Here is a 23,465-nt window from a genome sequence, read left to right as displayed (position 1 = left end):
CGACTCCGGTTCACGCCCGGGGCGAGGTGCATACCTCCCGTGCGTGCCGGGAGCAGGGCCAATGCAGCCTAACGAGACGGAAAGATCGAAGACCCGCATTTCCGGGTATGCGGCCGGGGTATCCGCGCGAGCGGGATGCTGCAGCTGTCCACGGGGGAAGCAGGCACCTTCCGATTCCGGAAGTGCGCAGACCGACCGAAAGATGTTCGAGGCGAGGCACACCATGGACGCTCCGACCACCACGTCGGCGGACAACGGCACATCCGGCGGAAGCGGCTGGTTCACGCCGCGCAACCCGTCGGCCGTGCCTGAGGACGGTGATCGGGAGACGACCGCCCCCGTGACGCCGAACGACCTCCCCACCGCCGTGAGCGGAGCCCCGGCGGCCCAGGAGCGCATACCGGAGACCGGACCGTCCGCCCCGCCGCCCGCCACCTCGACAGCTCCGCCGCCGGCCGCCCAGGCCGCCCCCGCCCCACCGCCCGGACCGCACTTCGAACCCCACCTCCCCGGCCAGCGCGCCGCGCCCGACGCCGAGGACGCCTCCCCGGACGCCCTCCTCATCCGCCGGACCATGGCCGAGGTCGCCCCCGTCGCCGACAAGGTCACCTCGTACTTCTACGCGCTGCTCTTCGTGCGCCACCCCGACCTGCGGTCGCTGTTCCCGCCCGCGATGGACACCCAGAGGGACCGGCTGCTCAAGGCACTGCTCACCGCGGCCGAGCACATCGACAACACCCCCGTCCTCGTCGACTACCTGCAGAACCTCGGCCGCGGCCACCGCAAGTACGGCACCAGGGCCGAGCACTATCCGGCCGTCGGCGAGTGCCTCATCGGCGCCCTGAGCAAGTACGCCTCCGCCGTCTGGGACGCGGAGGCGGAGGCCGCCTGGGTGCGGGCGTACACGAAGATCTCGCAGGTCATGATCGACGCCGCGGCGGCCGACGAGCTGCGGGCGCCGGCCTGGTGGTACGCGGAGATCGTCACGCACGACCTCAGGACGCCGGACGTCGCGGTCCTCACCGTCCGCCCGGACCAGCCCTACCCCTTCCTCGCCGGGCAGTACACCAGCGTGGAGACACCCTGGTGGCCCCGTATCTGGCGGCACTACTCCTTCGCCTCCGCGCCCCGCTCCGACGGGCTGCTGACCTTCCATGTGAAGGCCGTCCCCGCGGGCTGGGTCTCCAACGCCCTGGTGCACCGCGCCCGCCCCGGCGACGTCATCCGGCTCGGCCCGCCGACCGGCTCGATGACCGTCGACCACACCACCGACAGCGGCCTGCTCTGTCTCGGCGGCGGCACCGGTATAGCGCCCATCAAGGCGCTGGTCGAGGACGTCGCCGAACGCGGTGAGCGCCGTCCGGTCGAGGTCTTCTACGGCGCCCGCACCGACCACGACCTGTACGACATCGACACCATGCTCCGGCTGCAGCAGAGCCACCCCTGGCTCTCCGTCCGCGCGATCGTGGACCAGCTGGCGCACCTCCAGCTTCCCGACGCCATACGCGAGTACGGCCCCTGGAACGCGTACGACGCCTATCTCTCGGGCCCGCCCGGAATGATCCGCAGCGGCATCGACGCGCTCAGGGACGTCGGTATCCCGTCGGAGCGGATCCGCCACGACTCGGTCGAGGAGCTCGTGGTCGTCGGGAACTGAGCCGTCACCCCAGGTCGGGGGCGTGCATGGCGCGTACGCCCTCGATGTTGCCGTCCAGATAGTGCCGCAGCGACAGCGGGACGAGATGCACGGAGGCGATGCCCACCCGGGTGAAGGGCACGCGGACGATCTCGTACTCGCCCGCGGGCTCGTCCACTTCGGGGCCGTGGCGGAGTGAGGGGTCCATGGACTCCAGCCGGCAGACGAAGAAGTGCTGCACCTTCACGCCGGTCGCGCCGCCGTCCTCCCCGATGTGCTCCACGGTGTCCACGAAGCAGGGCACCACATCGGTGATCTTGGCGCCGAGCTCCTCGTGCACCTCGCGGTGCAGGGCGTCGACGACGGTCGTGTCGCTCGGTTCGACCCCGCCACCTGGAGTGACCCAGTAGGGATCGACGCCGGGCTTGGTGCGCTTGATCAGGATCAGGTTGTCACCGTCGAGCAGAACGGCACGGGCGGTGCGCTTGACCACGGGTCGGACGGTCATGGGAGAAATGTGGCCCGGTTGGTTCCACGTGAAACATCGCAAAGCGCCACCGTCCGACCGCACCTCGTGACAGCGGCACCCACCGGTCAGCACCAGTCGGCCGCCGCCCGCTGGAGCCACTCGTGCGCCCGCGCCACATGGGGCATCGCCAGCGTGCCGGTGCGCACCACCAGGAAGTACGTCCGCAACGGGGGCACGGCGGGGTCGTGCAGTGCGATGACCTCACCCCGCTGGACGGCGGTGGCGCACAGATAGCGGGGCAGCACCGCCAGCCCGGCCCCCGCGGTCGCGCAGGCCAGGACCGCGCGCAGGTCGGGGACGATGACGGTGCCCGAGGCGGAAGGGTGGGAGTCGAAGACGGAGGCCCAGTAGCGGGAGACGAAGGGCAGCGACTCGTGGACCTCGACGACGGGCAGGTTCTCCAGGGCTGCCGCGCCCTTGCGGCGGCACTTTCCCGCGCCGATCCGCTCGGCCCAGCGCGGGGCTGCGATCAGGACGTGCTCCTCGTCGCACAGCGGAGTAGCCGTGAGCAGAGCACCGCGCGGACGGGCGGTACTGATGGCCAGATCATGATGTCCGGCGGCGAGCCCTTCCAGTGCCTCCTCGGCGGTCCCGAAGGAGGCGCGCAGCTCGAAGCCCTGGCCGTCGTCGCCGGTGAGCTCGGTGAGGGCGGGGAGCGCGCGTTCGGCGGTGAACTCGGGCGGGCCGGCGAGGTGCAGGGTGCGGGACGAGGACTCGTCGTCGAGCCCGGTCTCGGCTATCTCCACCAGCGCGTCCAGATGCGGCGCGGCCTTGTGGGCGAGCTCGTCGCCGATGGTCGTGGGCGTCACCCCGCGGGCCTGGCGCAGGAACAGCGGGCGGCCGAGTTGTCTCTCCAGGGTGCGGATCTGGGAGGTGACGGCCGGCTGGGAGAGGCCGAGGAGCGCTGCGGCGCGGGTGAAGGAACCGGCCCGGTGCACGGTCACGAAGGTGCGCAGCAAGGCCAGATCCATGGAACGCCGTCCCCTTTCCCTGCCCCTTCCCGGCCCCCAGGCAGGGACCAACTATAAATAAGTCGATAGGTCTCTGTCGCTAGCGTGATTGGACACTGACAGAGAGTCAACTAGCCTGGGTCGCGCGGTTCTTCGCGCGCGGAACCGGGACGGTCCGAGCCAAGAGGGGGGAGGCTCGGACCGTCCGCCGTGCGGAGCCGAACCCCCGGCCGGCATGCGCCACGCGGTCAGTGGGCCGACTCGTCCAGCGCCCGGAGCACATCCGCCACCAGGTCCTCGGGGTCCTCGGCGCCGACCGACAACCGGATGAAGCCCTCCGGCACCGCGTCCCCGCCCCAGCGTCCGCGCCGTTCGGCCGTGGAGCGCACCCCGCCGAAGCTCGTCGCTTCGTCCACCAGCCGCAGCGCGCCCAGGAAGCGGTCGGCACGCGCGCGCGTGGGCAGCGTGAAGGAGACGACACATCCATGGCGCCGCATCTGCTGTGCGGCGATCTTGTGCGAGGGGTCGTCGGACAGCCCCGGATACCGCAGCCCGGTCACCTCCGGCCGCTCCCGCAGCACCTCGGCGAGCGTCAGGGCGGTGGCGTTCTGCCGGTCCACCCGCAGCTGGAGCGTGGCCAGGGAGCGGTGCGCGAGCCAGGCCTCCATGGGCCCGGCGATCGCCCCGACGATCTTGCGCCAACGGCGTACGGCGGCCATCGCCTCGCCGTCCCGGCCGGCGACGTATCCGAGCAGGAGGTCCCCGTGCCCGGTGAGCTGCTTGGTGCCGCTGGCCACGGAGAAGTCGGCGCCCAGCGCCAGCGGACGCTGCCCGAGCGGTGTCGCGAGCGTGTTGTCGACGGCGACCAGGGTGCCACGCGCGTGTGCCGCCCGGACGAGCCGCCGGATGTCGCACACGTCGAGACCGGGGTTGGACGGCGACTCGATCCACAGCAGCCTCGCGCCGTCGAGAACGTCGAGCTGGGCGTCGCCGCCGGTGGGCGCGGTGCGCACCTCGATGCCGTACGCCTCCAGCTGGTCGCGGACCAGCGGCAGCGCCTGGTAGCCGTCGCTCGGCAGCACGACCGCGTCCCCGGCGCGCAGCTGGGAGAACAGCACGGCCGAGATGGCCGCCATGCCGGAGGAGAAGACCAGCGTCTCCACGCCGTCCCGCCCCGGGGCCTCCAGCTCGCCGATGGCGCGCTCCAGCAGGGTCCAGGTCGGGTTCTCGTCGCGGCCGTAGGTGTACGGGCCAGTGGGGTCCCCGGGAAGGTGGAAGTGGGCGGCGAACACCGGGCCGGGCAGGGTCGGCTCGTGCCTGACCGGCTCGGGCAGCCCGGCGCGCACCGCGCGCGTGCCCTCACCGGCGCCGGAGAGGCCGTGCTCGGCGCCCCTGGTGCCGTCCTGCGCGCCCGTACCGCCGCCGTCCGCACCCGACTCGCTCATGCGGCCCGTCCCTCCACCTCGTCGCGTACCGCGGCGAGCAGACCGGTGCTCGCCGCCTCCACCATCTCAAGGCACTCCTCGAAGCCGTCCAGGCCCCCGTAGTACGGGTCGGGGACGTCGAGGTCGTCGCCCGCGGCCGGGTCGTAGGAACGCAGCAGCCGCACCTTCGCCGCCTCCTCCGGCGTGGGCGCGAGGCGGCGCAGGGCCTTGAGATGGCCGGTGTCGAGGGCTATCAGCAGGTCGACGCGGTCGAACCAGGACGCCTGGAACTTGCGGGCGGTGTGGGCGCTGTCGTAGCCGTGCTCCTCCAGGACGGAGACGGTGCGCGGGTCGGCGCCGTCGCCCTCGTGCCAGCCGCCGGTGCCGGCGCTGTCGACCTCGACGAGGTCGCCGAGCCCGGCCTCCGCCACGCGCGCGCGGAAGACGGATTCGGCCATCGGGGAGCGGCAGATGTTGCCGGTGCAGACGAAGCAGACGCGGTAGGTCATGGCGGGCTCAGTCCTCGTCGGGCAGGACGACGTGCAGCGCCCAGGAGACGATCGAGATGATCAGGCCGCCGAGTACGGCGGTCCAGAAGCCCTCCACGTGGAAGCTCAGGTCGAGCTTGTCGCACACCCACGAGGTGAGCAGCAGCATCAGCGCGTTGACCACCAGGGTGAACAGGCCGAGCGTGAGGATGAACAGCGGGAAGGTCAGTACCTGCAGGATCGGCTTGACGAGCCAGTTCACCAGGCCGAACACCAGGGCGACGATGATCAGTGTGGCGATCTTCTTACCGGTGCTGTCACCGGTCAGGGTGATCTTGTCGAGCAGCCATACGGCGACCGCCAGGGCGCCCGCGTTGGCGATCGTCTTGACTACGAAATTCTTCATGTGTCTGATCGTGGCAGACGAGATCGGCTGCGAGCAGTGGGGCGAGGGCGGCAAGAAATATGAAGGCATTCCGGCTGGACGAACTGGAGGCGGAGCGCGCCGCCAACGAGGGTGCCTACCTTCAGTTCCTGCGGGAGCGGAACATGTCGGTCGGCCTGTACGCCCTGAACGCCGGAGAGCACGACCCGCAGACGCCGCACCGTCAGGACGAGGTGTACTTCGTCGTCAGCGGCCGTGCCTCGATCACCGTCGGCCTGGAGACCACGCAGGTGGCGCGCGGCAGCGTGGTGTACGTGCCGGCCGGGGTCGCCCACAAGTTCCACCACATCAGCGAGGACCTCAGGGTCCTGGTGGTGTTCTCTCCCCCCGAAGCCTGAAGCCGGCCCCGGTGATTCCCTAGGGGATCGATCAGGGGAGGACAAGGGATGCGAGGCCCCCGCGGGCCCCGGTCCCGGACCTAGCATCGAGGCAGGACTTCGAGGACACGACTTCGAGATCACGACTTCGAGAGCAAGGGACAAGGGCAATGCGAGAGATCTTCGCGGGTCTGCCGTGGTGGGTGAAGTGGGTCGCGGTGCCGGTCATCGCCCTGGTGGTTTTCGGCAGCCTGATAGCCACCGTGGTCGGGATCGTGATCGGACTGCTCTTCAAGGCGCTGGTCTTCGTGGCCCTCGTCGGCGGACTCATCTACGTGGTGCGCAAGTTCATGGCGGGCTCCTCCTCCCGCAGCGACTGGTGAGCCGTAGCGGGAGCCGGTGCCGGTAACAGGAATCACCGGTTCCCTCGGGGGAGGGAAGTTTCGGTACGGACGGTCCGCGGGCGGTGGCGGACGGTTAGAGTCCGGAATTCGTCGCGGGGACCAGCCCCGCGGGCGGCGTACCCCACCCGTGTTCTCCCCGCACGGGCTGCCCCCTCGCGCTTCGGGAGTGACCTCTTGGCCACGGTCGACACCGCACCCCCAGAACCACACGCACCCCCCACTCAGCCCCAGCGGCGCACCGCCACACCCCCGGCCCAGCGGCCGCCCTCCACGGCGATCCCCCAGCAGCCGCACTCGGCCACCCTCATCGGCTCCGTGCAGCGTGCGCTGCGCCTGCTGGAAGCCGTCGCCGAGCACGAGTACGGCGCCCCCGCCAAGCAACTGGCCCGCGAGACCGGGCTCGCCCTGCCCACGGCGTACCACCTGCTGCGCACCCTGGTGCACGAGGGTTACCTGCGCCGCGACAAGGGCCTGTTCTTCCTCGGCGAAGCGGCCGAGCGGCTGAGCAGCAGCGGGGCACAGCAGAAACGTCGCAGCACGGTCGCCGACGCGCTCGCCCACTGCCGGGACTCGATCGGCGTACCGGTGTACTACGCCATGTACCGCGAGGGTGAGATCGAAGTCATGTGCGTCTCCGACACCCCGGGCAACCCGGCGGTCGAGGAATGGGCCGACTTCAGCGAGACCGGGCACGCACACGCGATCGGCCAGTGTCTGCTGTCCCAGCTGGACGAGGACGCCCGCCGCGACCACCTCGACCGCTATCCCGTGCAGTCCCTCACGCCCTACACGGTGCGCGACGACCACGCCCTGCTGCGGCGCCTGGAGCGGAGCCGGCGCATGGAACCCGTGACGGAGCGGCAGGAGTACGCGCTGGGGACGGTCTGCGCCGCGATCCCGATCACCGTCGGCACCACGGCGGCCACGATGGCCATCTCCCTGCCGTCCCACGAGGCCGATCGGCTGCTGCCCGCGGCCCGGCAGCTTCAGACGGAGGTCGGCCGGCACCTCGGCTCGATCGCCATCTCTATCAGTATCTGAAAACTCACTCCTTGTGATCTAGTGTGTACTTTCAGCAAGATTTCCTCATTGTCAAAGGGGTCATTCCCGGCCAGTCGGTGTCCTATGACGGGATGGGCGATGCGCGAGTCCGTACAGGCAGAAGTCATGATGAGCTTTCTCGTGTCGGAGGAGCTCTCCTTCCGCATCCCGGTGGAGCTGCGATACGAGACCTGCGATCCCTATGCCGTGCGGCTGACCTTCCATTTGCCCGGTGACGCCCCGGTGACCTGGGCGTTCGGACGCGAGCTACTGATCGACGGGGTGGGCAGACCGTGCGGGGACGGCGATGTGCGCATCGCGCCCGCCGATGCCGACACGCTGGGCGAGGTGCTGATCCGGCTTCAGGTCGGTGCCGACCAGGCTCTGTTCCGTTCCTCGACGCCCCCGCTGGTGGCCTTCCTCGACCGCACGGACAAGCTGGTGCCGCTGGGGCAGGAGGGAGCGCTCGCCGACTTCGACGCCCACCTCGACGAGGCCCTGGACCGCATCCTGGCGGAGGAGCAGAGCGCGGGCTGAAGCGTTACGGCAGGGGCGCCAGGTGCCCCGCCGCACCACTCGGAACGCTGCAGTAACGCTTTTCCGCGGCCCCGGTCGGGACTCCGACCGGCATCACCGCTTCCGGCGCCGGCCCCGGCCGCCGCGCGCCGGAGCCGGTGCGGCACCCGTGGCCGCGGCCGTCTCCCGCTCCGGGCGGTCGGCCGCCACCACCAGGGCCGCGAGCGCCGTGGTGACCGGTACCGAGGCCACCAGACCGATCGAGCCCACCAGCGTGCGCACGATCTCTTCGGCCACCAGCTCGCTGTTGGCGACCGTGCCCACGCCGCTCTGCGCGATGGAGAACAGCAGCATCAGCGGCAGCGCGGCACCCGCATAGGCCAGGACGAGCGTGTTGACCACGGACGCGATGTGATCCCGGCCGATGCGGATGGCCGCCCGGTACAGCCCGCGCGGGCCCATCGAGGGGTTGGCCTCGTGCAGCTCCCAGACGGCCGAGGTCTGGGTCACCGTCACATCGTCCAGGACGCCGAGCGAACCGATGATGACGCCGGCGAGCAGCAGACCGCTCATGTCGATCGACGGGTACAGGCCGTGGATCAGGCCGGTGTTGTCGTCGGTGTTGCCGGTGAGCGCGGCCCAGTCGATGAACAGTTTGCCGAGGACACCGATCAGCGACAGTGAGATCAGCGTGCCCAGGACCGCCACCGAGGTACGGGCCGACAGACCGTGGCACATGTAGAGCGCGATCAGCATGATGGCGCTCGACCCGACCACCGCCACGACCAGCGGGTCCGATCCCTGCAGTATCGCGGGCAGGACGAAGAAGTTGAGCACCAGGAAGCTGATGGCCAGCGCGATCAGCGCCATGACGCCGCGCATCCGCCCGACGAGCACGACGGCGAGCGCGAAGATCCCGGCGAGCAACGCCATCGGGAAGCGCCGGTTGACGTCCGTGACCGAGTACTGCAGGTCCTTCGGCGCCGAGGGCTCGTAGGCGACCACGACCTTCTCGCCCTCGTGCAACTGCCGTGACTGGTCAGGCTGCACGATCTCGGTGAACGTACGGCCCTTGTCCTTGCCGGTCTCGACGCGGACCGTCGCCTTCTTGCAGGTGCCGTCCGCCTCCTGTTGCGCGGAGCTGCCCTCGGCGGTGGAGGTGTCGCCGGTCGGGGTCTCCCCGGAGGCGTTCACCGACTTGCAGCTGACCTCGACGACCTTGGAGACCGTGGCCTGCTGCGTCTGCCGGTCGAGGCCGACCCCCGTCCGCTCGTGCGAAGGGGCTCCGCCGGGCCAGAGCACCGCGAGCCCGACCACGACCGCCGCCGCGAACGGGATCAGGACGGCCGCGATGACCTTGCGCAGATGCCGGGAGACAGGGGCGGCGGGTGCGTGGCCGTGACTGTGTGAGTGCCCGTGCCCGTGGTCGTGCCCGTGCCCGGCAGGCGGCTCGGGGGGCGGGAACGGGGGCTGCTGTGTCGTGGTCACCGCCCGATCATCGCAAGAACGGGAGAGGCCCACTGTTCACCGCGCCACAGATGACGCTAGCGTGGAGCTGCCTTTGCACACGCGGGAGCTCGGAGCACCGGGCTGAGAGGGCGCTGACCTCCGTCTTCGCGATGTTTCACGTGGAACGGCACTCGTTTTTCGAGTGATGTCTCACAGGAAACGTCGGCAGACGGAAATCGCTGCGTCGACCGCCGAACCTGTTACCGGGTAATGCCGGCGTAGGGAGTAGGTCTCATGACCAACAAGGACGCACGCACGCCTGCCTCCGCGCAGATCTCCAGCGACGGGGAGGCCGGGAAGTCCATCGGCTGGCACAAGGGGTACCTGGAGGGCTCGCGCCCCGACCTCCGTGTGCCGGTCCGTCAAGTGCACCTCACCAACGGGCAGTCGGTCACGCTGTACGACACCTCCGGCCCGTACACCGATCCACTCGCCCATACCGACGTCCGCAGGGGGCTCTCGCCGCTGCGGGAGAACTGGATCATCGCCCGCGGCGACACCGAGGAGTACGCGGGCCGTCCCGTCCGCCCGGAGGACGACGGGATCAAGCACACCTCGCCCCGGGGCGGTCTGCGCAACCTCGACGCGGTCTTCCCCGGCCGGCCGCGCCAGCCGCGCAGGGGCCGGGACGGCACGGCGGTCACCCAGCTCGCCTACGCCCGGCGCGGAGAGATCACGCCCGAGATGGAATTCGTGGCCCTGCGGGAGAACGTCTCCCCGGAGGTCGTCCGCGAGGAGATCGCGGCGGGCCGCGCCGTACTGCCCGCCAACGTCAACCACCCGGAGATCGAGCCGATGATCATCGGCAAGCGTTTCCTGGTCAAGGTCAATGCCAACATCGGCAACTCGGCGGTGACGTCCTCCATCGAGGAGGAGGTCGAGAAGATGACCTGGGCGACCCGCTGGGGCGCCGACACGGTCATGGACCTGTCCACCGGCCGCAACATCCACACCACCCGTGAGTGGGTGCTGCGCAACTCCCCCGTCCCCATCGGCACGGTGCCGCTCTATCAGGCACTGGAGAAGGTCGACGGCAGGGCAGAGGAACTGACCTGGGAGATCTACAAGGACACGGTCGTCGAACAGGCCGAGCAGGGCGTGGACTACATGACCGTCCACGCCGGCGTCCGCCTGGCGTACGTCCCGCTGACCGCCCGCCGCAAGACCGGCATCGTCTCGCGCGGCGGCTCGATCATGGCCGCCTGGTGCCTGGCGCACCACAAGGAGTCGTTCCTGTACGAGAACTTCGAGGAACTCTGCGAGATCCTCGCCGCCTACGACGTCACGTACTCGCTGGGCGACGGCCTGCGCCCGGGTTCGATCGCGGACGCCAACGACGAGGCCCAGTTCGCGGAACTGCGAACTCTCGGGGAACTCAACCGGATCGCGAAGCGTTTCAACGTACAGACCATGATCGAGGGCCCCGGACACGTCCCGATGCACAAGATCAAGGAGAACATCGACCTTCAGCAGGAGATCTGCGATGAAGCTCCGTTCTATACGCTCGGCCCGCTGACCACGGACGTCGCGCCGGCGTACGACCACATCACCTCCGGCATCGGTGCCGCGATGATCGCCTGGTGGGGCACGGCCATGCTCTGCTATGTCACGCCCAAGGAACACCTGGGCCTGCCCAACCGCGATGACGTCAAGACCGGCGTCATCACCTACAAGATCGCCGCCCACGCAGCCGACCTCGCCAAGGGGCACCCAGGGGCGCAGGAGTGGGACGACGCGCTGTCCGACGCGCGGTTCGAGTTCCGGTGGGAGGACCAGTTCAACCTCGCCCTGGACCCGGACACCGCGCGGGAGTTCCACGACGAGACACTTCCGGCCGAGCCGGCCAAGACGGCCCACTTCTGCTCCATGTGCGGGCCGAAGTTCTGCAGCATGAAGATCTCGCAGGACATCCGGCGCGAACACGGCGGCAGCCAGGCCGAGATCGAGGAGGGTATGGCGCAGAAGTCGAAGGAGTTCGCGGCGGCGGGCAACCGGGTCTATCTGCCGATCGCGGACTGAGCGGGGCCGGGCCGCGTGTCCGGCTTGCGCCCCCGCCGGGGGCGCAAGCCGGGGTCATTCCGGCTGGTGCTCCGGGCCTCCGAAGTCCGGGCTCGTGTAGTCCGGGCTGCTGAAGCTCGGGCGCGGGCCGGGGGTGGAGCCGTCGTCGGGGCTGCTGAAGCCGGGGCGGTCGTAGCCGAGGCGAGGCATGCGACCGGACGGTGGCGCCGTGCGGTGCGGTGCGGCCGTGCCGGGGTCGGCGAGCGCGTCCCCCAGGAACGGCAGGATGCCGCGCTCCAGCAGTGCCTCGCGCCAGGCCTCCCTGGCCCGGGCCACTTCCTCGCCGGCCTCCCCCTGGGGTCCGCCGTCGAGCGAGGGGCTGTTGCGCAGTGCGGTGAGGAGCAGACCGGCGGCGGCGACCAGGATCGCGGCCGCCGTCACGGCGCCGAACACCCAGCCGGTAGTGATCATGGTCTGGGCGAAGGCCGGTGCCGGGTCCAGCATCTTCAGGATGTAGCCGACGAGCAGGAAGATCGCCGCCGAGGTGCCTGCGAGGACGGGGGCGAGGACCGCGACGACGGCGACGGCGCCCGCGCCGGTGGCCTCGGCTGCCTCGCCGAGGGAGGCGGCGAGGCCCATCGGGTCCGTGTCCGGCTGCGCGGAGCCGGACACGGAGAGGGACGACGGGGTGGACGGCGCCGGGCGGCGCAGTTCCTCGCGGACCTTCACGTAGTGCTGGTATTCGGCCGCCGCGGCGGCCGTGATGAGTGCGGTGGCGTTGAGCGCCATGGTGCGCAGTTGTTCGGGGTTGAGCCGCTGTCCGACAGCGGCCAGTTCCGGGCGGTGTGGTGCGGAGCGCAGCACCTCATCGAGGATCCGCTCGTATTCCTGGCGGTCCTCGCTCAGCAGGTGCTGCGGAACGCTGTTCATGTGCATCCCCCGATGCTCCGTAGGGCTTGGGGCTCGCACGTCGACGAGCCGTCGGGCAGAAACGGAGGGGAGCCTGCTACGGATAAACCGATGGTAGAGCCGCGACGGCGCGCGGTGACAGGGGGTTGTCGGAAATTGGCTGCCTGCCTGCGACGAACGCCGCCGGGGGGATGCCTGCCGAGCGAACGCTCAGGCACCCAGGGGCAGTTGCTGGACCAGCAGTTTTCCGGCCATGGTTACTCCGCCGTCCATCGCGATGGCCAGTCCGCCGGCGTAGACGTGCGGTCCCTCGACCACGGGGCCGGTGCCCTCGTCGTCGTCCTCCTCGGAGCCGGTCTCGCCCAGCAGGTAGGGAATGGGGCTGTGGCCGTGAACGATGCGGGTGCCGCCGTACGTATCGAGCAGGGAGCGCACGGCGTCGGCGCCGCCCTCGTCGCGGAAGGAGAAGCGCTTGGTGAACTTGCGGAACAGATCCCAGACTTCGTCCGCGTCATTGCGCGTGATCGTCTCGCGGACGGTGTCGTTGACCTCTTCGATGGAGTCGCCGTAGTCGAGATAGGCGGTGGTGTCCGAGTGCACGAGCAGATGGCCGTCGACCTCCTCGACGGCGTCCAGGCGGGCCATCCACTGCAGGTGGTGGTCCTGGAGGCGGTCCATGTCGGTCTTCTGGCCGCCGTTGAGCAGCCAGGCGGCCTGGAAAGTGGCGGTGCCCGCACCGGAGTTGACCGGGGTGTCGCCGAACCGCTTGGCGCCGAGCAGCAGCAGCTCGTGGTTGCCCATGAGCGCCTTGCAGTAGCCGCCGGCCGCGGCGGCCTCGGCCGACAGCCGCATCACCAGGTCGATGACGCCGATGCCGTCCGGGCCGCGGTCGGTGAAGTCGCCGAGGAACCACAGCCGGGCGGTGCCCGCGCACCACTGCCCCGCGGCGTCGATCAGGCCCTTCTCCTGGAGGGCCGCGATCAGCTCGTCGAGATAGCCGTGCACGTCCCCGACGACGTACAGCGGGCCCTGGCCGGTGGTGGGCTGGGCGGCCGGTGCGGGCGTCGGATCGACGGAGACCTGGAGCGTGTCGCCGCGATTGATGACGGGCAGGTCGCGCTCGGTGGGCGTGTACCCCTCGGGGTACGCCTCCTCGGCGTGCGGGACGGCGTCGCCGGCGTGGGTGCTGTGGCCGTACGGACCGGTCTCGTGCACATACGCGGGCACCCGGAAGTCGCGCAACGTCGCCGTCCGCTCCACCTCGGGTCCCTGACCGGCCCCCTGAGTCATCAGACCCCTCCACCATCGCGCCGCATCTGCACCGCTTCGGACTGCCTGGTCGCAGCGGCCCGCGGTGTCGTGGGCCCATCATAGGAATGCGGATCGCGCCATGTGATGACCCAGGGGTGGTGAATCGGCACGAGACTCCGGTTCACCGCGGCATTCGCCCCGTTTGGGCAGGGGTTCGGCCGACCGCTGACTCTGTTGCCGGCCGCCTGCCGTCCCCTTCGGGCCTCGTCGGCGCTCCCCCGGTCGCTCCGCCTCGGCCGCGCCGTCCGGACCGGCTGTCAGGCCCCTTCCGGGGCGCGCGGCGGGCTGACGGTCGTGCGGGGCGGGCGTCGCTGGGAGGACGTGCGCACGATCAGCTCGGTCGGTATCACCTGCTCCACCGGCTGGTCCGACTCCACGCCCTCGATGGCGTCGATGAGCAGTTGCACCACGGCCGTGCCGATGCGACGGGGCTTCAGGGAGAGCGTGGTGATGGGCGGCTCGGTGGTGGCGTACACGGTCGACTCGCTGCAGCACACCAGGAGCAGATCGTCCGGGACGCGCAGCCCGTAGCGGCGGGCTGCGGCGAGTAAGTCGGTGCCGTTGGGGTCGAACAGCCCGTACACGGCGTCCGGCCGGTCGGGGCGGGCGAGCAGCCGGTCGGCGGCGACGGCGCCCGCGCAGGGGTCGTGGGCCGGGTAGGCCTCGTACACCGGGTCCTGGCCGACCCGCTCGCACCAGTGCAGGTAGGCGGTGGTCGACAGGTGAGTGTAGGTGTCGGTGGTCGTCCCGGTGAGCAGGCCGATCCGGCGGGCGCCGGCGGCGGCGAGGTGGTCGAGGATGCCGAGGACCGCGGCCTCGTGGTCGTTGTCGACCCAGGCGGTGACCGGGAGGGATCCGGCGGGGCGGCCGTCGGAGACGACCGGCAGGCCCTGCCGGACCAGCTCGCTGACCACGGGGTCCTGGTCGGAGGGGTCGATGACGACCGTGCCGTCCAGGGCCACGTTCGACCACACGTCGTGGCGGGAGGTCGCGGGCAGGATGACGAGGGCGTAGCCGCGGGCGAGCGCGGCCGAGGTGGCGGCGCGGGCCATTTCGGCGAAGTACGCGAACTCGGTGAAGGTGAAAGGTTCATCCCCGTACGTCGTCACGGTCAGGCCGATCAGGCCGGACTTGCCGGTACGGAGGGTGCGGGCGGCGGCCGAGGGGCGGTACCCCAGCCGGTCGGCGACCTCGCGGACATGGCGGCGGGTGGCGTCCGGGAGCCGGCCCTTGCCGTTGAGGGCGTCGGAGACGGTCGTGATGGAGACTCCGGCGGCGGCGGCCACGTCTCTGATGCCCGCCCGGCCCGGCCGACTGCCTCGACGTGAGGTTTCCGCGCGGCTCACCTGGTGCTTCCCTGCTGCTGTCATGGCGAGCCGATAGTAGGGCTCATGCGGTGGGGTAGTGCGGACGCATATGCACCCATTGACAGGCACGTTTCTGCATGGTCATGGAGCATCAACCGCCTTTGAAACAAAGGTAGTTGAACGATCCAATGGTAAGACGTGTCTTGTCGGCGCGGATGGACCTGCCAAGTGTCCGATGTCTCGAAGAGGTCTCAACTCACCTGCACGGGGGATGCGCGCCACGGCGTGAACTACCGGCGCGTAGATATATGTGAGGCGCGCCCCCCGATACGTACGCCTTCGCGTGGTGATGCCCGTGATGCCGGTGTGGCGGATGTGATTCTTCCGCTCTTGGTACGAGGTGACCGCTCACCTGTACGCAGGCGCATCGAATCCTCATAAGGTGAGGAGTATTGGAAGCCGGCGGCGCAGACGGTCCGCCGGTGGTCGCGAGGAGGACTGCGGTGAGCGAGACGAGCCCCAAGCTGCGCGCCGAGCTGGCGGGGATCCCCACCTACAAGCCGGGCAAGCCCGCCGCGGCCGAGGGACCGGTCGCGTACAAGCTCTCCTCCAACGAGAACCCGTACCCGCCGCTGCCCGGGGTGATGGAGACCGTGACCGCGGCGGCCTGCTCCTTCAACCGGTACCCCGACATGGCGTGCACCGGCCTGATGGACGAGCTGTCGGACCGCTTCGGCGTCCCGGTCTCCCACCTGGCCACCGGCACCGGCTCCGTCGGCGTCGCCCAGCAGCTGATCCAGGCCACCAGCGGACCCGGCGACGAGGTCGTCTACGCCTGGCGGTCCTTCGAGGCGTACCCGATCATCACCCAGATCAGCGGCGCGCGGTCGGTGCAGGTGCCGCTCACGCCGGGCGATGTGCACGACCTGGACGCCATGGCGGACGCGATCACCGACCGGACCCGGCTGGTCTTCGTCTGCAACCCCAACAACCCGACCGGCACGGTCGTACGCCGGGCCGAGCTGGAACGCTTCCTCGACCGGGTGCCCCGGGATGTGCTGGTGGTGCTGGACGAGGCCTACCGGGAGTTCATCCGGGACCCCGAGGTGCCCGACGGCGTCGAGATCTACCGGAAGCGGCCGAACGTCTGCGTCCTGCGCACGTTCTCGAAGGCGTACGGCCTGGCCGGGCTGCGCGTCGGTTTCGCCATCGCCCATGAGCCGGTGGCCGCGGCGCTGCGCAAGACGGCGGTGCCCTTCGGTGTGAGCCAGTTGGCGCAGGAGGCGGCGATCGCCTCGCTGCGCGCCGAGGACGAGTTGCTCGGCCGGGTCGGCTCGCTGGTGTGCGAGCGCACGCGGGTGGTCGACGGGCTGCGCGCCCAGGGCTGGAGGGTGCCCGAGACCCAGGCCAACTTCGTGTGGCTGCGGCTGGGGGAGCGCACGGTCGAGTTCGCGCAGGCGTGCGAGCGGCACGGGGTCGTGGTCCGGCCGTTCCCGGGTGAGGGTGTGCGGGTGACGGTCGGGGAGACCGAGGCGAACGACATCTTCCTGAAGGTCGCGGAAGGGTTCCGCAAGGAGCTCTAGGGCGCGGAACGGGCTCGCGGGGCGGCATCCGCCTCGCGAGCTCTCACCGAGGGACCCCCCACCCTCCGGGGTCGAATGCGCATGCGGCATACTTGCTTGTGAATGTGAACGCGTTCACAAGCAAGGAGCTGACGTGGATCTCGCTCTGGCGCCGGAGACCCTGGCGCGATGGCAGTTCGGTATCACCACCGTCTACCACTTCCTCTTCGTCCCGCTGACGATCTCGCTTGCCGCGCTCACCGCCGGGCTGCAGACCGCCTGGGTGCGGACCGAGCAGGAGAAGTACCTCCGGGCGACGAAGTTCTGGGGCAAGCTGTTCCTGATCAACATCGCGATGGGTGTGGTCACCGGCATCGTGCAGGAGTTCCAGTTCGGCATGAACTGGTCGGACTACTCCCGCTTCGTCGGCGACATCTTCGGCGCCCCGCTCGCCTTCGAGGCCCTGATCGCGTTCTTCTTCGAGTCCACCTTCATCGGACTGTGGATCTTCGGCTGGGACAAGCTGCCCAAGAAGATCCACCTGGCGTGCATATGGATGGTCTCGATCGGCACGATCCTGTCGGCGTACTTCATCCTCGCGGCCAACTCGTGGATGCAGCACCCCGTCGGCTACCGGATCAACAAGGCGAAGGGACGCGCGGAACTCACCGACTTCTGGGCGGTGCTGACTCAGAACACCGCGCTCAGCCAGGTCTTCCACACCCTCTCCGCGGCCTTCCTGACCGGCGGCGCCTTCATGGTCGGTATCGCCGCCTTCCACCTGTCCCGCAAGAAGCACATCCGGGAGATGAAGACCTCGCTGCGGCTCGGCCTGGTCACGGTGGTCATCGCGGGCCTGCTCACCGCGGTCAGCGGTGACGTCCTCGGCAAGGTGATGTTCAAGCAGCAGCCGATGAAGATGGCCGCGGCCGAGGCGCTGTGGGACGGCCAGAAGCCGGCACCCTTCTCGATCTTCGCCTACGGCGATGTGGAGAAGAGCCACAACACCGTCGCCATCGAGATCCCGGGCCTGCTGTCCTTCCTCGCCAACGACGACTTCAGCTCGTACGTCCCCGGCATCAACGACGTCAACAAGGCCGAGCAGCAGAAGTTCGGGCCCGGTGACTACCGGCCCAACATCCCCGTCACCTTCTGGGGCTTCCGCTGGATGATCGGCTTCGGTATGTCGTCCTTCGCCATCGGCCTGGCCGGGCTGTGGCTGACCCGGAAGAAGTTCCTGCTGCCTCAGCACCTGCGCGTGGGCGAGGACGAGGTGCCGCGTCTGGCCCTGCTGCCGAACAAGGCACTCGGCCCCAAGCTCACCACCTGGTACTGGCGCATCGCGATCTGGACGCTGGCCTTCCCGCTGATCGCCAACTCCTGGGGCTGGATCTTCACCGAGATGGGCCGCCAGCCGTGGGTCGTCTACGGCGTCCTGCAGACCCGCCAGGCGGTCTCCCCCGGTGTCTCCCAGGGCGAGATCCTCACCTCGATGATCGTCTTCACCGCGCTGTACGCCGTCCTCGCCGTCGTCGAGGTCAAGCTGCTCGTGAAGTACGTCAAGGCCGGCCCGCCCGAGCTCACCGAGGCCGACCTCAACCCGCCCACGAAGATCGGCGGCGACACCCGTGACGCCGACAAGCCGATGGCCTTCTCGTACTAGGCCTCGGGCCAAGGGAGCTGCACAGTCATGGAACTTCACGACGTCTGGTTCGTCCTGATCGCCGTCCTGTGGACCGGCTACTTCTTCCTGGAGGGCTTCGACTTCGGGGTCGGCATCCTCACCAAGCTGCTCGCCCGTGACCGGCCCGAGCGGCGCGTGCTGATCAACACCATCGGTCCGGTCTGGGACGGCAACGAGGTGTGGCTGCTCACGGCGGGCGGTGCGACCTTCGCCGCCTTCCCCGAGTGGTACGCCACGCTGTTCTCCGGCTTCTATCTGCCGCTGCTGGTCATCCTGGTCTGCCTGATCGTCCGGGGCGTCGCCTTCGAGTACCGCGCGAAGCGGCCCGAGGAGCACTGGCAGCGCAACTGGGAGACGGCGATCTTCTGGACCTCGCTGATCCCGGCCTTCCTGTGGGGCGTGGCCTTCGGCAACATCGTGCGGGGCGTGAAGATCGACCGCCACTTCGAGTACGCCGGGACCCTCGTGGACCTGCTCAACCCGTACGCGCTGCTCGGCGGACTGGTCACCCTGACGCTGTTCACCTTCCACGGCGCGGTGTTCACCGCCCTCAAGACCCTCGGGGACATCCGGGCGCGGGCACGGAAGCTCGCCCTGCGGGTCGGCCTCGTCGCGGCCGTGCTGGCGTCTGCCTTCCTGCTGTGGACGCAGGCCGACAGCGGTGACGGCAAGAGCCTGGTCGCCCTGATCGTGGCGGTCGCGGCGCTGGTCGCGGCGCTGGTGGCGAACCAGGCCGGACGCGAGGGCTGGTCGTTCGCCCTGTCCGGGATCACCATCGTGGCGGCCGTCGCGATGCTCTTCCTGTCGCTCTTCCCGAACGTCATGCCGTCGACGCTCAACGGGGACTGGAGCCTCACGGTCACCAACGCCTCGTCGAGCCCGTACACCCTGAAGATCATGACCTGGTGCGCGGCGATCGCCACGCCGGTCGTCCTGCTCTACCAGGGCTGGACCTACTGGGTGTTCCGCAAGCGGATCGGTACGCAGCACATCGCTGAAGCAGCGCACTGAGGTGTGTTTCACGTGAAACCAATCGATCCGCGTCTCCTGCGGTACGCCCGTGCCACCCGGCTCTTCCTGGTGGCGGTCGTCGGCCTGGGCGCCATCGGAGCGGGCCTGGTCATCGCCCAGGCCATGCTCGTCGCCGAAGTGGTGGTCGGCGCCTTCCGGCACGGCCGGTCGGCCGGTGAACTCGGCACCCCCCTGCTGCTGTTGGTGGCCGTCGCGATCGGCCGGGCGCTGGTCTCCTGGCTCACCGAACTGGCCGCGCACCGGGCGAGCGCGGCGGTGAAGTCGGAACTGCGCGGGCGGCTCCTCGAACGGGCGGCGGCGCTGGGTCCCGGGTGGCTGGGCGGACAGCGGACCGGTTCGCTGGTCACACTGGCCACACGGGGTGTCGATGCCCTGGACGACTACTTCTCGCGCTATCTGCCGCAGTTGGGGCTCGCGGTGGTCGTGCCGGTCGCGGTGCTGGCGCGGATCGTCACCGAGGACTGGGTGTCGGCGGCGATCATCGTCTGCACGCTGCCGCTCATCCCGCTCTTCATGGTGCTGATCGGCTGGGCCACCCAGTCCCGGACGGACCGTCAGTGGCGGCTGCTGTCCCGGCTGTCCGGGCACTTCCTCGACGTCGTGGCCGGGCTGCCCACGCTGAAGGTGTTCGGGCGGGCCAAGGCGCAGGCCGACTCCATCCGGCGGATCACCGGCGAGTACCGGCAGGCGACCATGCGGACCCTGCGGATCGCCTTCCTCTCCTCCTTCGCGCTGGAACTGCTGGCGACGCTGTCCGTGGCGCTGGTCGCCGTGACGATCGGCATGCGGCTGGTCCACGGCGACATGGACCTGTACATCGGGCTGGTCATCCTGGTGCTGGCGCCGGAGGCTTATCTGCCGCTGCGCCAGGTCGGTGCGCAGTACCACGCGGCTGCGGAGGGGCTGGCGGCGGCCGAGGACATCTTCGCCGTGCTGGAGACGCCGGTTCCGGCGTCCGGGAGCGGAGCGGTGCCGTCGGGCGCGGTGGCCTTCGAAGGCGTGACCGTCCGCTACCCCGGGCGGTCGGCGGACGCCGTGACGGACGTGTCCTTCACGGTCGAGCCCGGTGAGACGGTGGCGCTGACCGGGCCGAGCGGCGCGGGCAAGTCGACGCTGCTGAACGTGCTGCTGGGTTTCGTGCGGCCGGACGCGGGGCGGGTGCGGATCGGGGGAGCCGATCTCGCCGGCCTCGACCCCGGGCAGTGGCGGTCGCGGATCGCGTGGGTGCCGCAGCGCCCGCATCTGTACGCGGGGACGATCGCGGAGAACGTACGGCTGGCACGGCCCGGGGCGGACGACGTCGCGGTACGGCGGGCGCTGCGGGACGCGGGGGCGCTGGAGTTCGTGGACGCGCTGCCCGAGGGCGCCGCGACGGTGCTCGGCGAGGACGGGGCGGGGCTGTCCGCCGGTCAGCGCCAGCGGCTCGCGCTGGCCCGCGCCTTCCTCGCCGACCGGCCCGTGCTGCTGCTGGACGAGCCGACGGCCGCGCTGGACGGGGCGACCGAGGCCGATGTCGTGGCGGCGGTGCGGCGGCTGGCGGTGGGGCGGACCGTGCTGCTGGTGGTGCACCGGCCGGCGTTGCTGGGCATCGCGGACCGGGTGGTGCGGCTGGCGGAGACCGAAGCACCGGCATCCATGGCTTCCCGGCCCCGTACCACCGAGGCGACCGCGGCGGAGCAGACGCCGGACGCCATCTTCGCGGAGCACGACTCGGAAGCGGACCTCCCGGCGTCCACAGGCGCGGTCCTCGGCCGCGTCCGCGCCCTCTCCGGCCCCCGGCGCGGGCGGCTCGCGCTCGCGGCGCTGCTCGGCTGCCTGGCGCTCGGCAGCGCCGTCGGGCTGATGGCGACCTCCGGGTGGCTCATCTCGCGGGCCTCGCAGCAGCCGCCCGTGCTGTACCTGATGGTGGCCGTGACGGCGACGCGGGCCTTCGGCATCGGACGGGCGGTGTTCCGGTACACGGAGCGGCTGGTGTCGCACGACGCCGTGCTGCGGATGCTGGCCGACGCCCGGGTCGCCGTGTACCGGCGGCTGGAGCGGCTGGCCCCCGCCGGACTGAGGCGGACCCGCCGGGGCGACCTGCTGACCCGGCTGGTCGCCGACGTGGACGCGCTCCAGGACTACTGGCTGCGCTGGCTGCTGCCCGCCGGTGTCGCGGTGGCCGTGTCCGCCGCCACCGTCGGCTTCACGGCGTGGCTGCTGCCCGAGGCCGGGGCCGCGCTCGCCGCGGGCCTGCTGGCGGCCGGGGCGGGTGTACCGCTGCTGACCGGCGCCGTGGCCCGGCGCGCGGAGCGGCGGCTGGCGCCGGCCCGCGGAGTGCTCGCGACCCGGGTGACCGACCTGCTCACCGGCACCGCGGAACTGACGGTCGCCGGAGCCCTCCCCGCTCGTACGGACGAGGCGCGGCGGGCCGACGGCACGCTGACCCGGATCGCGCGCCGGGCCGCCACGGCCACCGCGCTCGGCGACGGGCTCACCGCCCTGTGCTCCGGCCTGACCGTGGCCGCCACCGCCCTGCTGGGCGCCCAGGCGGTCGCCGGGGGCCGGCTGCACGGCGTGGCGATGGCCGTGGTCGTCCTCACCCCGCTGGCCGCCTTCGAGGCCGTCCAGGGCATGCCGCTCGCCGTGCGGTACCGGCAGCGGGTGCGCCGCAGCGCGGAGCGCGTGTACGAGGTGCTGGACGCGCCCGAGCCCGTACGGGAGCCGGAGCGGCCCCGGCAGGCACCCGGGTCGCCGTTCCCGGTCGTCGTCGAGGGACTGGCCGCCCGGCACGCCGGGCAGCACCGGGAGGCGCTCGCCGGGTTCGGTCTGAGGCTGGAGAAGGGGCGCCGCGTCGCCGTGGTCGGGCCGTCCGGGTCCGGCAAGACCACCCTCGCCCAGGTGCTGCTGCGGTTCCTCGACCCGGAGGCGGGCTCCTACACGCTCGCCGGTGTCGACGCCCGGGCGCTCGACGGCGACGACGTACGCCGGCTGGTCGGGCTGTGCGCCCAGGACGCGCACCTCTTCGACAGCTCGGTGCGCGAGAACCTGCTGCTGGCGAAGAAGGACGCCACCGAGGCCGAGTTGCGGGACGCGCTCGCCCGGGCTCGGCTGCTGGACTGGGCGGACGGACTGCCCGACGGGCTGGACACGCTGGTCGGTGAGCACGGGGCGCGGCTGTCCGGCGGGCAGCGGCAGCGGCTGGCGCTGGCCCGGGCGCTGCTGGCCGACTTCCCGGTGCTCGTGCTCGACGAGCCCGCCGAGCACCTGGACCTGCCGACGGCCGACGCGCTCACCGCCGACCTGCTGGCCGCCACCGAGGGCCGTACGACGCTGCTCATCACGCACCGGCTGGCCGGCCTCGACGCCGTGGACGAGGTGCTCGTGCTGGACGGGGGACGCGTGGTGCAGCGCGGCCCGTACGCCGAGCTGGCGGCCGTGGACGGTCCGTTGCGCGCGATGGCGCGGCGCGAGGCGGCGGCGGACGCGCTGAGCCGGGCGCGTGTTACAGCCGCTGTGCCAGCATCCGCTCGATGACGACGGCGACCCCGTCCTCGTTGTTGGCGACCGTCCGTCCCGAGGCGGCGGCCACGGCGGCCGGGTGGGCGTTGCCCATGGCGTACGACTGGCCGGCCCAGGTCAGCATCTCGACGTCGTTGGGCATGTCACCGAAGGCGACGACCTCCTCGTGCGAGATACCGCGCTCGGCGCAGCACAGGGCGAGCGTGCTGGCCTTGGAGACACCGGGGCCGCTGATCTCCAGCAGGGCGCTGGGGCTGGAGCGGGTGACGGTCGCCCGCTCGCCGATGGCGAGGCGGGCGGCGGTGAGGAAGGCGTCGGGGTCCAGCGTGGGGTGGTAGGCCAGGATCTTCAGGACCGGCTCGTCGGGGGCCGCTCCGTCCGGGGCCAGCAGGTCCTCGGCCGGCGCGAGGTCGTCCGGTATCTCCATGTGCAGCTTCGGGTAGTCGGGCTCCTGGTGGAAGCCGTACGTCTGCTCGACCGCGTACACCGTGCCGGGGGCCGCGTCGCGCAGCAGCCGTACGGCGTCGAGCGCGTTCGGCCTGGCCAGCTCGCGCACCTTCACGAAGCGGTGGGTGCCGGGGCCGCCGTGCAGGTCGACCACGGCGGCGCCGTTGCCGCAGATCGCCAGGCCGTGACCGTGGACGTGCTCGCTGACGACGTCCATCCAGCGGGCCGGGCGGCCGGTGACGAAGAAGACCTCGATGCCCGCCTCCTCGGCGGCCGCCAGCGCGGCGACCGTCCGGGGGGACACCGACTTGTCGTCGCGCAGCAGGGTGCCGTCGAGATCAGTGGCGATCAGCCGCGGCGGGACGGCGGCGGCCGGGGTCTCGGGCTGTCGAGTCGCTGAGGTCACCGGGTCATTCTCGCGCATGTGTCCAGACGGCCGTGCGGGGCGTCGCACG

The 23,465-nt window shown here is 70.8% G+C and carries 20 protein-coding genes; 10 read left to right on the top strand and 10 right to left on the bottom strand.

Annotation, left to right across the window (positions count from 1 at the left end; all coding sequences use genetic code 11):
- Positions 1 to 223 precede the first annotated feature (223 nt).
- Positions 224 to 1,657 (top strand): globin domain-containing protein, encoded by a 1,434-nt coding sequence (locus tag ACZ7L0_RS15180; RefSeq protein ID WP_471242905.1) that lies wholly within the window; start codon positions 224 to 226, stop codon positions 1,655 to 1,657.
- A 4-nt stretch (positions 1,658 to 1,661) separates the two neighbouring features.
- Here ACZ7L0_RS15180 and ACZ7L0_RS15175 read toward each other — a convergent pair whose 3' ends face one another.
- The 5 genes from ACZ7L0_RS15175 to ACZ7L0_RS15155 all read right to left on the bottom strand — a co-directional run bounded on the left by ACZ7L0_RS15175 (position 1,662) and on the right by ACZ7L0_RS15155 (position 5,433).
- Entirely contained in the window at positions 1,662 to 2,144 is a 483-nt protein-coding gene (locus ACZ7L0_RS15175) for an NUDIX domain-containing protein (protein WP_471242904.1), read from the bottom strand.
- Positions 2,145 to 2,230: 86 nt separating this feature from the next.
- Positions 2,231 to 3,136 (bottom strand): LysR family transcriptional regulator, encoded by a 906-nt coding sequence (locus tag ACZ7L0_RS15170; RefSeq protein ID WP_471242903.1) that lies wholly within the window; start codon positions 3,134 to 3,136, stop codon positions 2,231 to 2,233.
- 227 nt (positions 3,137 to 3,363) lie between these two features.
- A complete protein-coding gene (locus ACZ7L0_RS15165) occupies positions 3,364 to 4,560 on the bottom strand; it encodes a cystathionine gamma-lyase (protein WP_471242902.1) in 1,197 nt (398 codons plus the stop codon).
- Positions 4,557 to 5,048 carry a low molecular weight protein-tyrosine-phosphatase gene (locus ACZ7L0_RS15160; protein WP_471242901.1) on the bottom strand — a complete coding sequence of 164 codons (492 nt, stop codon included), beginning with the start codon at positions 5,046 to 5,048 and terminating at the stop codon, positions 4,557 to 4,559. Before ACZ7L0_RS15160 ends, ACZ7L0_RS15165 begins: the two co-directional genes overlap by 4 nt.
- Before the next feature lie 7 nt (positions 5,049 to 5,055).
- Positions 5,056 to 5,433, bottom strand: a complete 378-nt coding sequence (locus ACZ7L0_RS15155) for a phage holin family protein (protein WP_471242900.1) — start codon at positions 5,431 to 5,433, stop codon at positions 5,056 to 5,058.
- 59 nt (positions 5,434 to 5,492) lie between these two features.
- Between ACZ7L0_RS15155 and ACZ7L0_RS15150 the strand changes: the two genes are divergently transcribed.
- The 4 genes from ACZ7L0_RS15150 to ACZ7L0_RS15135 all read left to right on the top strand — a co-directional run bounded on the left by ACZ7L0_RS15150 (position 5,493) and on the right by ACZ7L0_RS15135 (position 7,771).
- Positions 5,493 to 5,810, top strand: coding sequence for a cupin domain-containing protein (locus ACZ7L0_RS15150; RefSeq protein ID WP_471242899.1), 318 nt, complete (start codon positions 5,493 to 5,495; stop codon positions 5,808 to 5,810).
- A 149-nt stretch (positions 5,811 to 5,959) separates the two neighbouring features.
- Positions 5,960 to 6,172 (top strand): DUF5326 family protein, encoded by a 213-nt coding sequence (locus ACZ7L0_RS15145; protein ID WP_471242898.1) that lies wholly within the window; start codon positions 5,960 to 5,962, stop codon positions 6,170 to 6,172.
- Between the two features lie 195 nt (positions 6,173 to 6,367).
- Positions 6,368 to 7,234 (top strand): IclR family transcriptional regulator, encoded by an 867-nt coding sequence (locus tag ACZ7L0_RS15140; RefSeq protein ID WP_471242897.1) that lies wholly within the window; start codon positions 6,368 to 6,370, stop codon positions 7,232 to 7,234.
- 99 nt (positions 7,235 to 7,333) lie between these two features.
- Positions 7,334 to 7,771 carry an SsgA family sporulation/cell division regulator gene (locus ACZ7L0_RS15135; RefSeq protein ID WP_471242896.1) on the top strand — a complete coding sequence of 146 codons (438 nt, stop codon included), beginning with the start codon at positions 7,334 to 7,336 and terminating at the stop codon, positions 7,769 to 7,771.
- A gap of 93 nt (positions 7,772 to 7,864) precedes the next feature.
- Here the strand turns inward: ACZ7L0_RS15135 and ACZ7L0_RS15130 are convergent, their stop codons facing one another.
- On the bottom strand, positions 7,865 to 9,238 hold the full coding sequence (locus ACZ7L0_RS15130) for a YibE/F family protein (RefSeq protein WP_471242895.1): 1,374 nt from the start codon (positions 9,236 to 9,238) through the stop codon (positions 7,865 to 7,867).
- A 255-nt stretch (positions 9,239 to 9,493) separates the two neighbouring features.
- Between ACZ7L0_RS15130 and thiC the strand changes: the two genes are divergently transcribed.
- A complete protein-coding gene (gene thiC, locus ACZ7L0_RS15125; protein WP_471242894.1) occupies positions 9,494 to 11,278 on the top strand; it encodes a phosphomethylpyrimidine synthase ThiC in 1,785 nt (594 codons plus the stop codon).
- Positions 11,279 to 11,332: 54 nt separating this feature from the next.
- On the opposite strand, the gene ACZ7L0_RS15120 is transcribed toward thiC, so the two are convergent.
- From ACZ7L0_RS15120 to ACZ7L0_RS15110, 3 genes are all read right to left on the bottom strand, one after another.
- On the bottom strand, positions 11,333 to 12,193 hold the full coding sequence (locus ACZ7L0_RS15120) for a hypothetical protein (RefSeq protein ID WP_471242893.1): 861 nt from the start codon (positions 12,191 to 12,193) through the stop codon (positions 11,333 to 11,335).
- 183 nt (positions 12,194 to 12,376) lie between these two features.
- On the bottom strand, positions 12,377 to 13,456 hold the full coding sequence (locus ACZ7L0_RS15115; RefSeq protein ID WP_471242892.1) for a metallophosphoesterase: 1,080 nt from the start codon (positions 13,454 to 13,456) through the stop codon (positions 12,377 to 12,379).
- Positions 13,457 to 13,734: 278 nt separating this feature from the next.
- Positions 13,735 to 14,847, bottom strand: coding sequence for a LacI family DNA-binding transcriptional regulator (locus tag ACZ7L0_RS15110; RefSeq protein ID WP_471242891.1), 1,113 nt, complete (start codon positions 14,845 to 14,847; stop codon positions 13,735 to 13,737).
- A 440-nt stretch (positions 14,848 to 15,287) separates the two neighbouring features.
- Here ACZ7L0_RS15110 and hisC point away from each other — a divergent pair, with 440 nt between their 5' ends.
- From hisC to cydD, 4 genes are all read left to right on the top strand, one after another.
- Positions 15,288 to 16,367 (top strand): histidinol-phosphate transaminase, encoded by a 1,080-nt coding sequence (gene hisC, locus ACZ7L0_RS15105; RefSeq protein ID WP_471242890.1) that lies wholly within the window; start codon positions 15,288 to 15,290, stop codon positions 16,365 to 16,367.
- 133 nt (positions 16,368 to 16,500) lie between these two features.
- Positions 16,501 to 18,009, top strand: a complete 1,509-nt coding sequence (locus tag ACZ7L0_RS15100) for a cytochrome ubiquinol oxidase subunit I (protein WP_471242889.1) — start codon at positions 16,501 to 16,503, stop codon at positions 18,007 to 18,009.
- 27 nt (positions 18,010 to 18,036) lie between these two features.
- Positions 18,037 to 19,041, top strand: coding sequence for a cytochrome d ubiquinol oxidase subunit II (cydB, locus tag ACZ7L0_RS15095; RefSeq protein ID WP_471242888.1), 1,005 nt, complete (start codon positions 18,037 to 18,039; stop codon positions 19,039 to 19,041).
- Positions 19,042 to 19,053: 12 nt separating this feature from the next.
- Positions 19,054 to 22,578, top strand: coding sequence for a thiol reductant ABC exporter subunit CydD (cydD, locus tag ACZ7L0_RS15090; protein ID WP_471242887.1), 3,525 nt, complete (start codon positions 19,054 to 19,056; stop codon positions 22,576 to 22,578).
- Here cydD and ACZ7L0_RS15085 read toward each other — a convergent pair.
- Positions 22,547 to 23,434 carry a Cof-type HAD-IIB family hydrolase gene (locus ACZ7L0_RS15085; RefSeq protein WP_471242886.1) on the bottom strand — a complete coding sequence of 296 codons (888 nt, stop codon included), beginning with the start codon at positions 23,432 to 23,434 and terminating at the stop codon, positions 22,547 to 22,549. The two genes, cydD and ACZ7L0_RS15085, sit on opposite strands and share 32 nt — an antisense overlap.
- Between the last annotated feature and the right edge of the window lie 31 nt (positions 23,435 to 23,465).

The sequence above is a fragment of the Streptomyces sp. NPDC039424 genome, from assembly GCF_055639495.1.
Note: the sequence above shows the minus strand (reverse complement) of the source record. Positions and strands in the feature narration are given on the sequence as shown.

Coding starts and splice junctions, on each gene's coding strand:
- cydB (WP_471242888.1), top strand. CDS start 18,037: ATGGAACTTCACGACGTCTGGTTCGTCCTGATCGCCGTCCTGTGGACC.
- ACZ7L0_RS15110 (WP_471242891.1), bottom strand. CDS start 14,847: ATGACAGCAGCAGGGAAGCACCAGGTGAGCCGCGCGGAAACCTCACGT.
- ACZ7L0_RS15155 (WP_471242900.1), bottom strand. CDS start 5,433: ATGAAGAATTTCGTAGTCAAGACGATCGCCAACGCGGGCGCCCTGGCG.
- ACZ7L0_RS15170 (WP_471242903.1), bottom strand. CDS start 3,136: ATGGATCTGGCCTTGCTGCGCACCTTCGTGACCGTGCACCGGGCCGGT.
- ACZ7L0_RS15120 (WP_471242893.1), bottom strand. CDS start 12,193: ATGCACATGAACAGCGTTCCGCAGCACCTGCTGAGCGAGGACCGCCAG.
- ACZ7L0_RS15180 (WP_471242905.1), top strand. CDS start 224: ATGGACGCTCCGACCACCACGTCGGCGGACAACGGCACATCCGGCGGA.
- ACZ7L0_RS15135 (WP_471242896.1), top strand. CDS start 7,334: ATGCGCGAGTCCGTACAGGCAGAAGTCATGATGAGCTTTCTCGTGTCG.
- ACZ7L0_RS15085 (WP_471242886.1), bottom strand. CDS start 23,434: ATGCGCGAGAATGACCCGGTGACCTCAGCGACTCGACAGCCCGAGACC.
- ACZ7L0_RS15175 (WP_471242904.1), bottom strand. CDS start 2,144: ATGACCGTCCGACCCGTGGTCAAGCGCACCGCCCGTGCCGTTCTGCTC.
- thiC (WP_471242894.1), top strand. CDS start 9,494: ATGACCAACAAGGACGCACGCACGCCTGCCTCCGCGCAGATCTCCAGC.
- ACZ7L0_RS15160 (WP_471242901.1), bottom strand. CDS start 5,048: ATGACCTACCGCGTCTGCTTCGTCTGCACCGGCAACATCTGCCGCTCC.
- ACZ7L0_RS15115 (WP_471242892.1), bottom strand. CDS start 13,456: ATGACTCAGGGGGCCGGTCAGGGACCCGAGGTGGAGCGGACGGCGACG.
- ACZ7L0_RS15150 (WP_471242899.1), top strand. CDS start 5,493: ATGAAGGCATTCCGGCTGGACGAACTGGAGGCGGAGCGCGCCGCCAAC.
- ACZ7L0_RS15145 (WP_471242898.1), top strand. CDS start 5,960: ATGCGAGAGATCTTCGCGGGTCTGCCGTGGTGGGTGAAGTGGGTCGCG.
- ACZ7L0_RS15165 (WP_471242902.1), bottom strand. CDS start 4,560: ATGAGCGAGTCGGGTGCGGACGGCGGCGGTACGGGCGCGCAGGACGGC.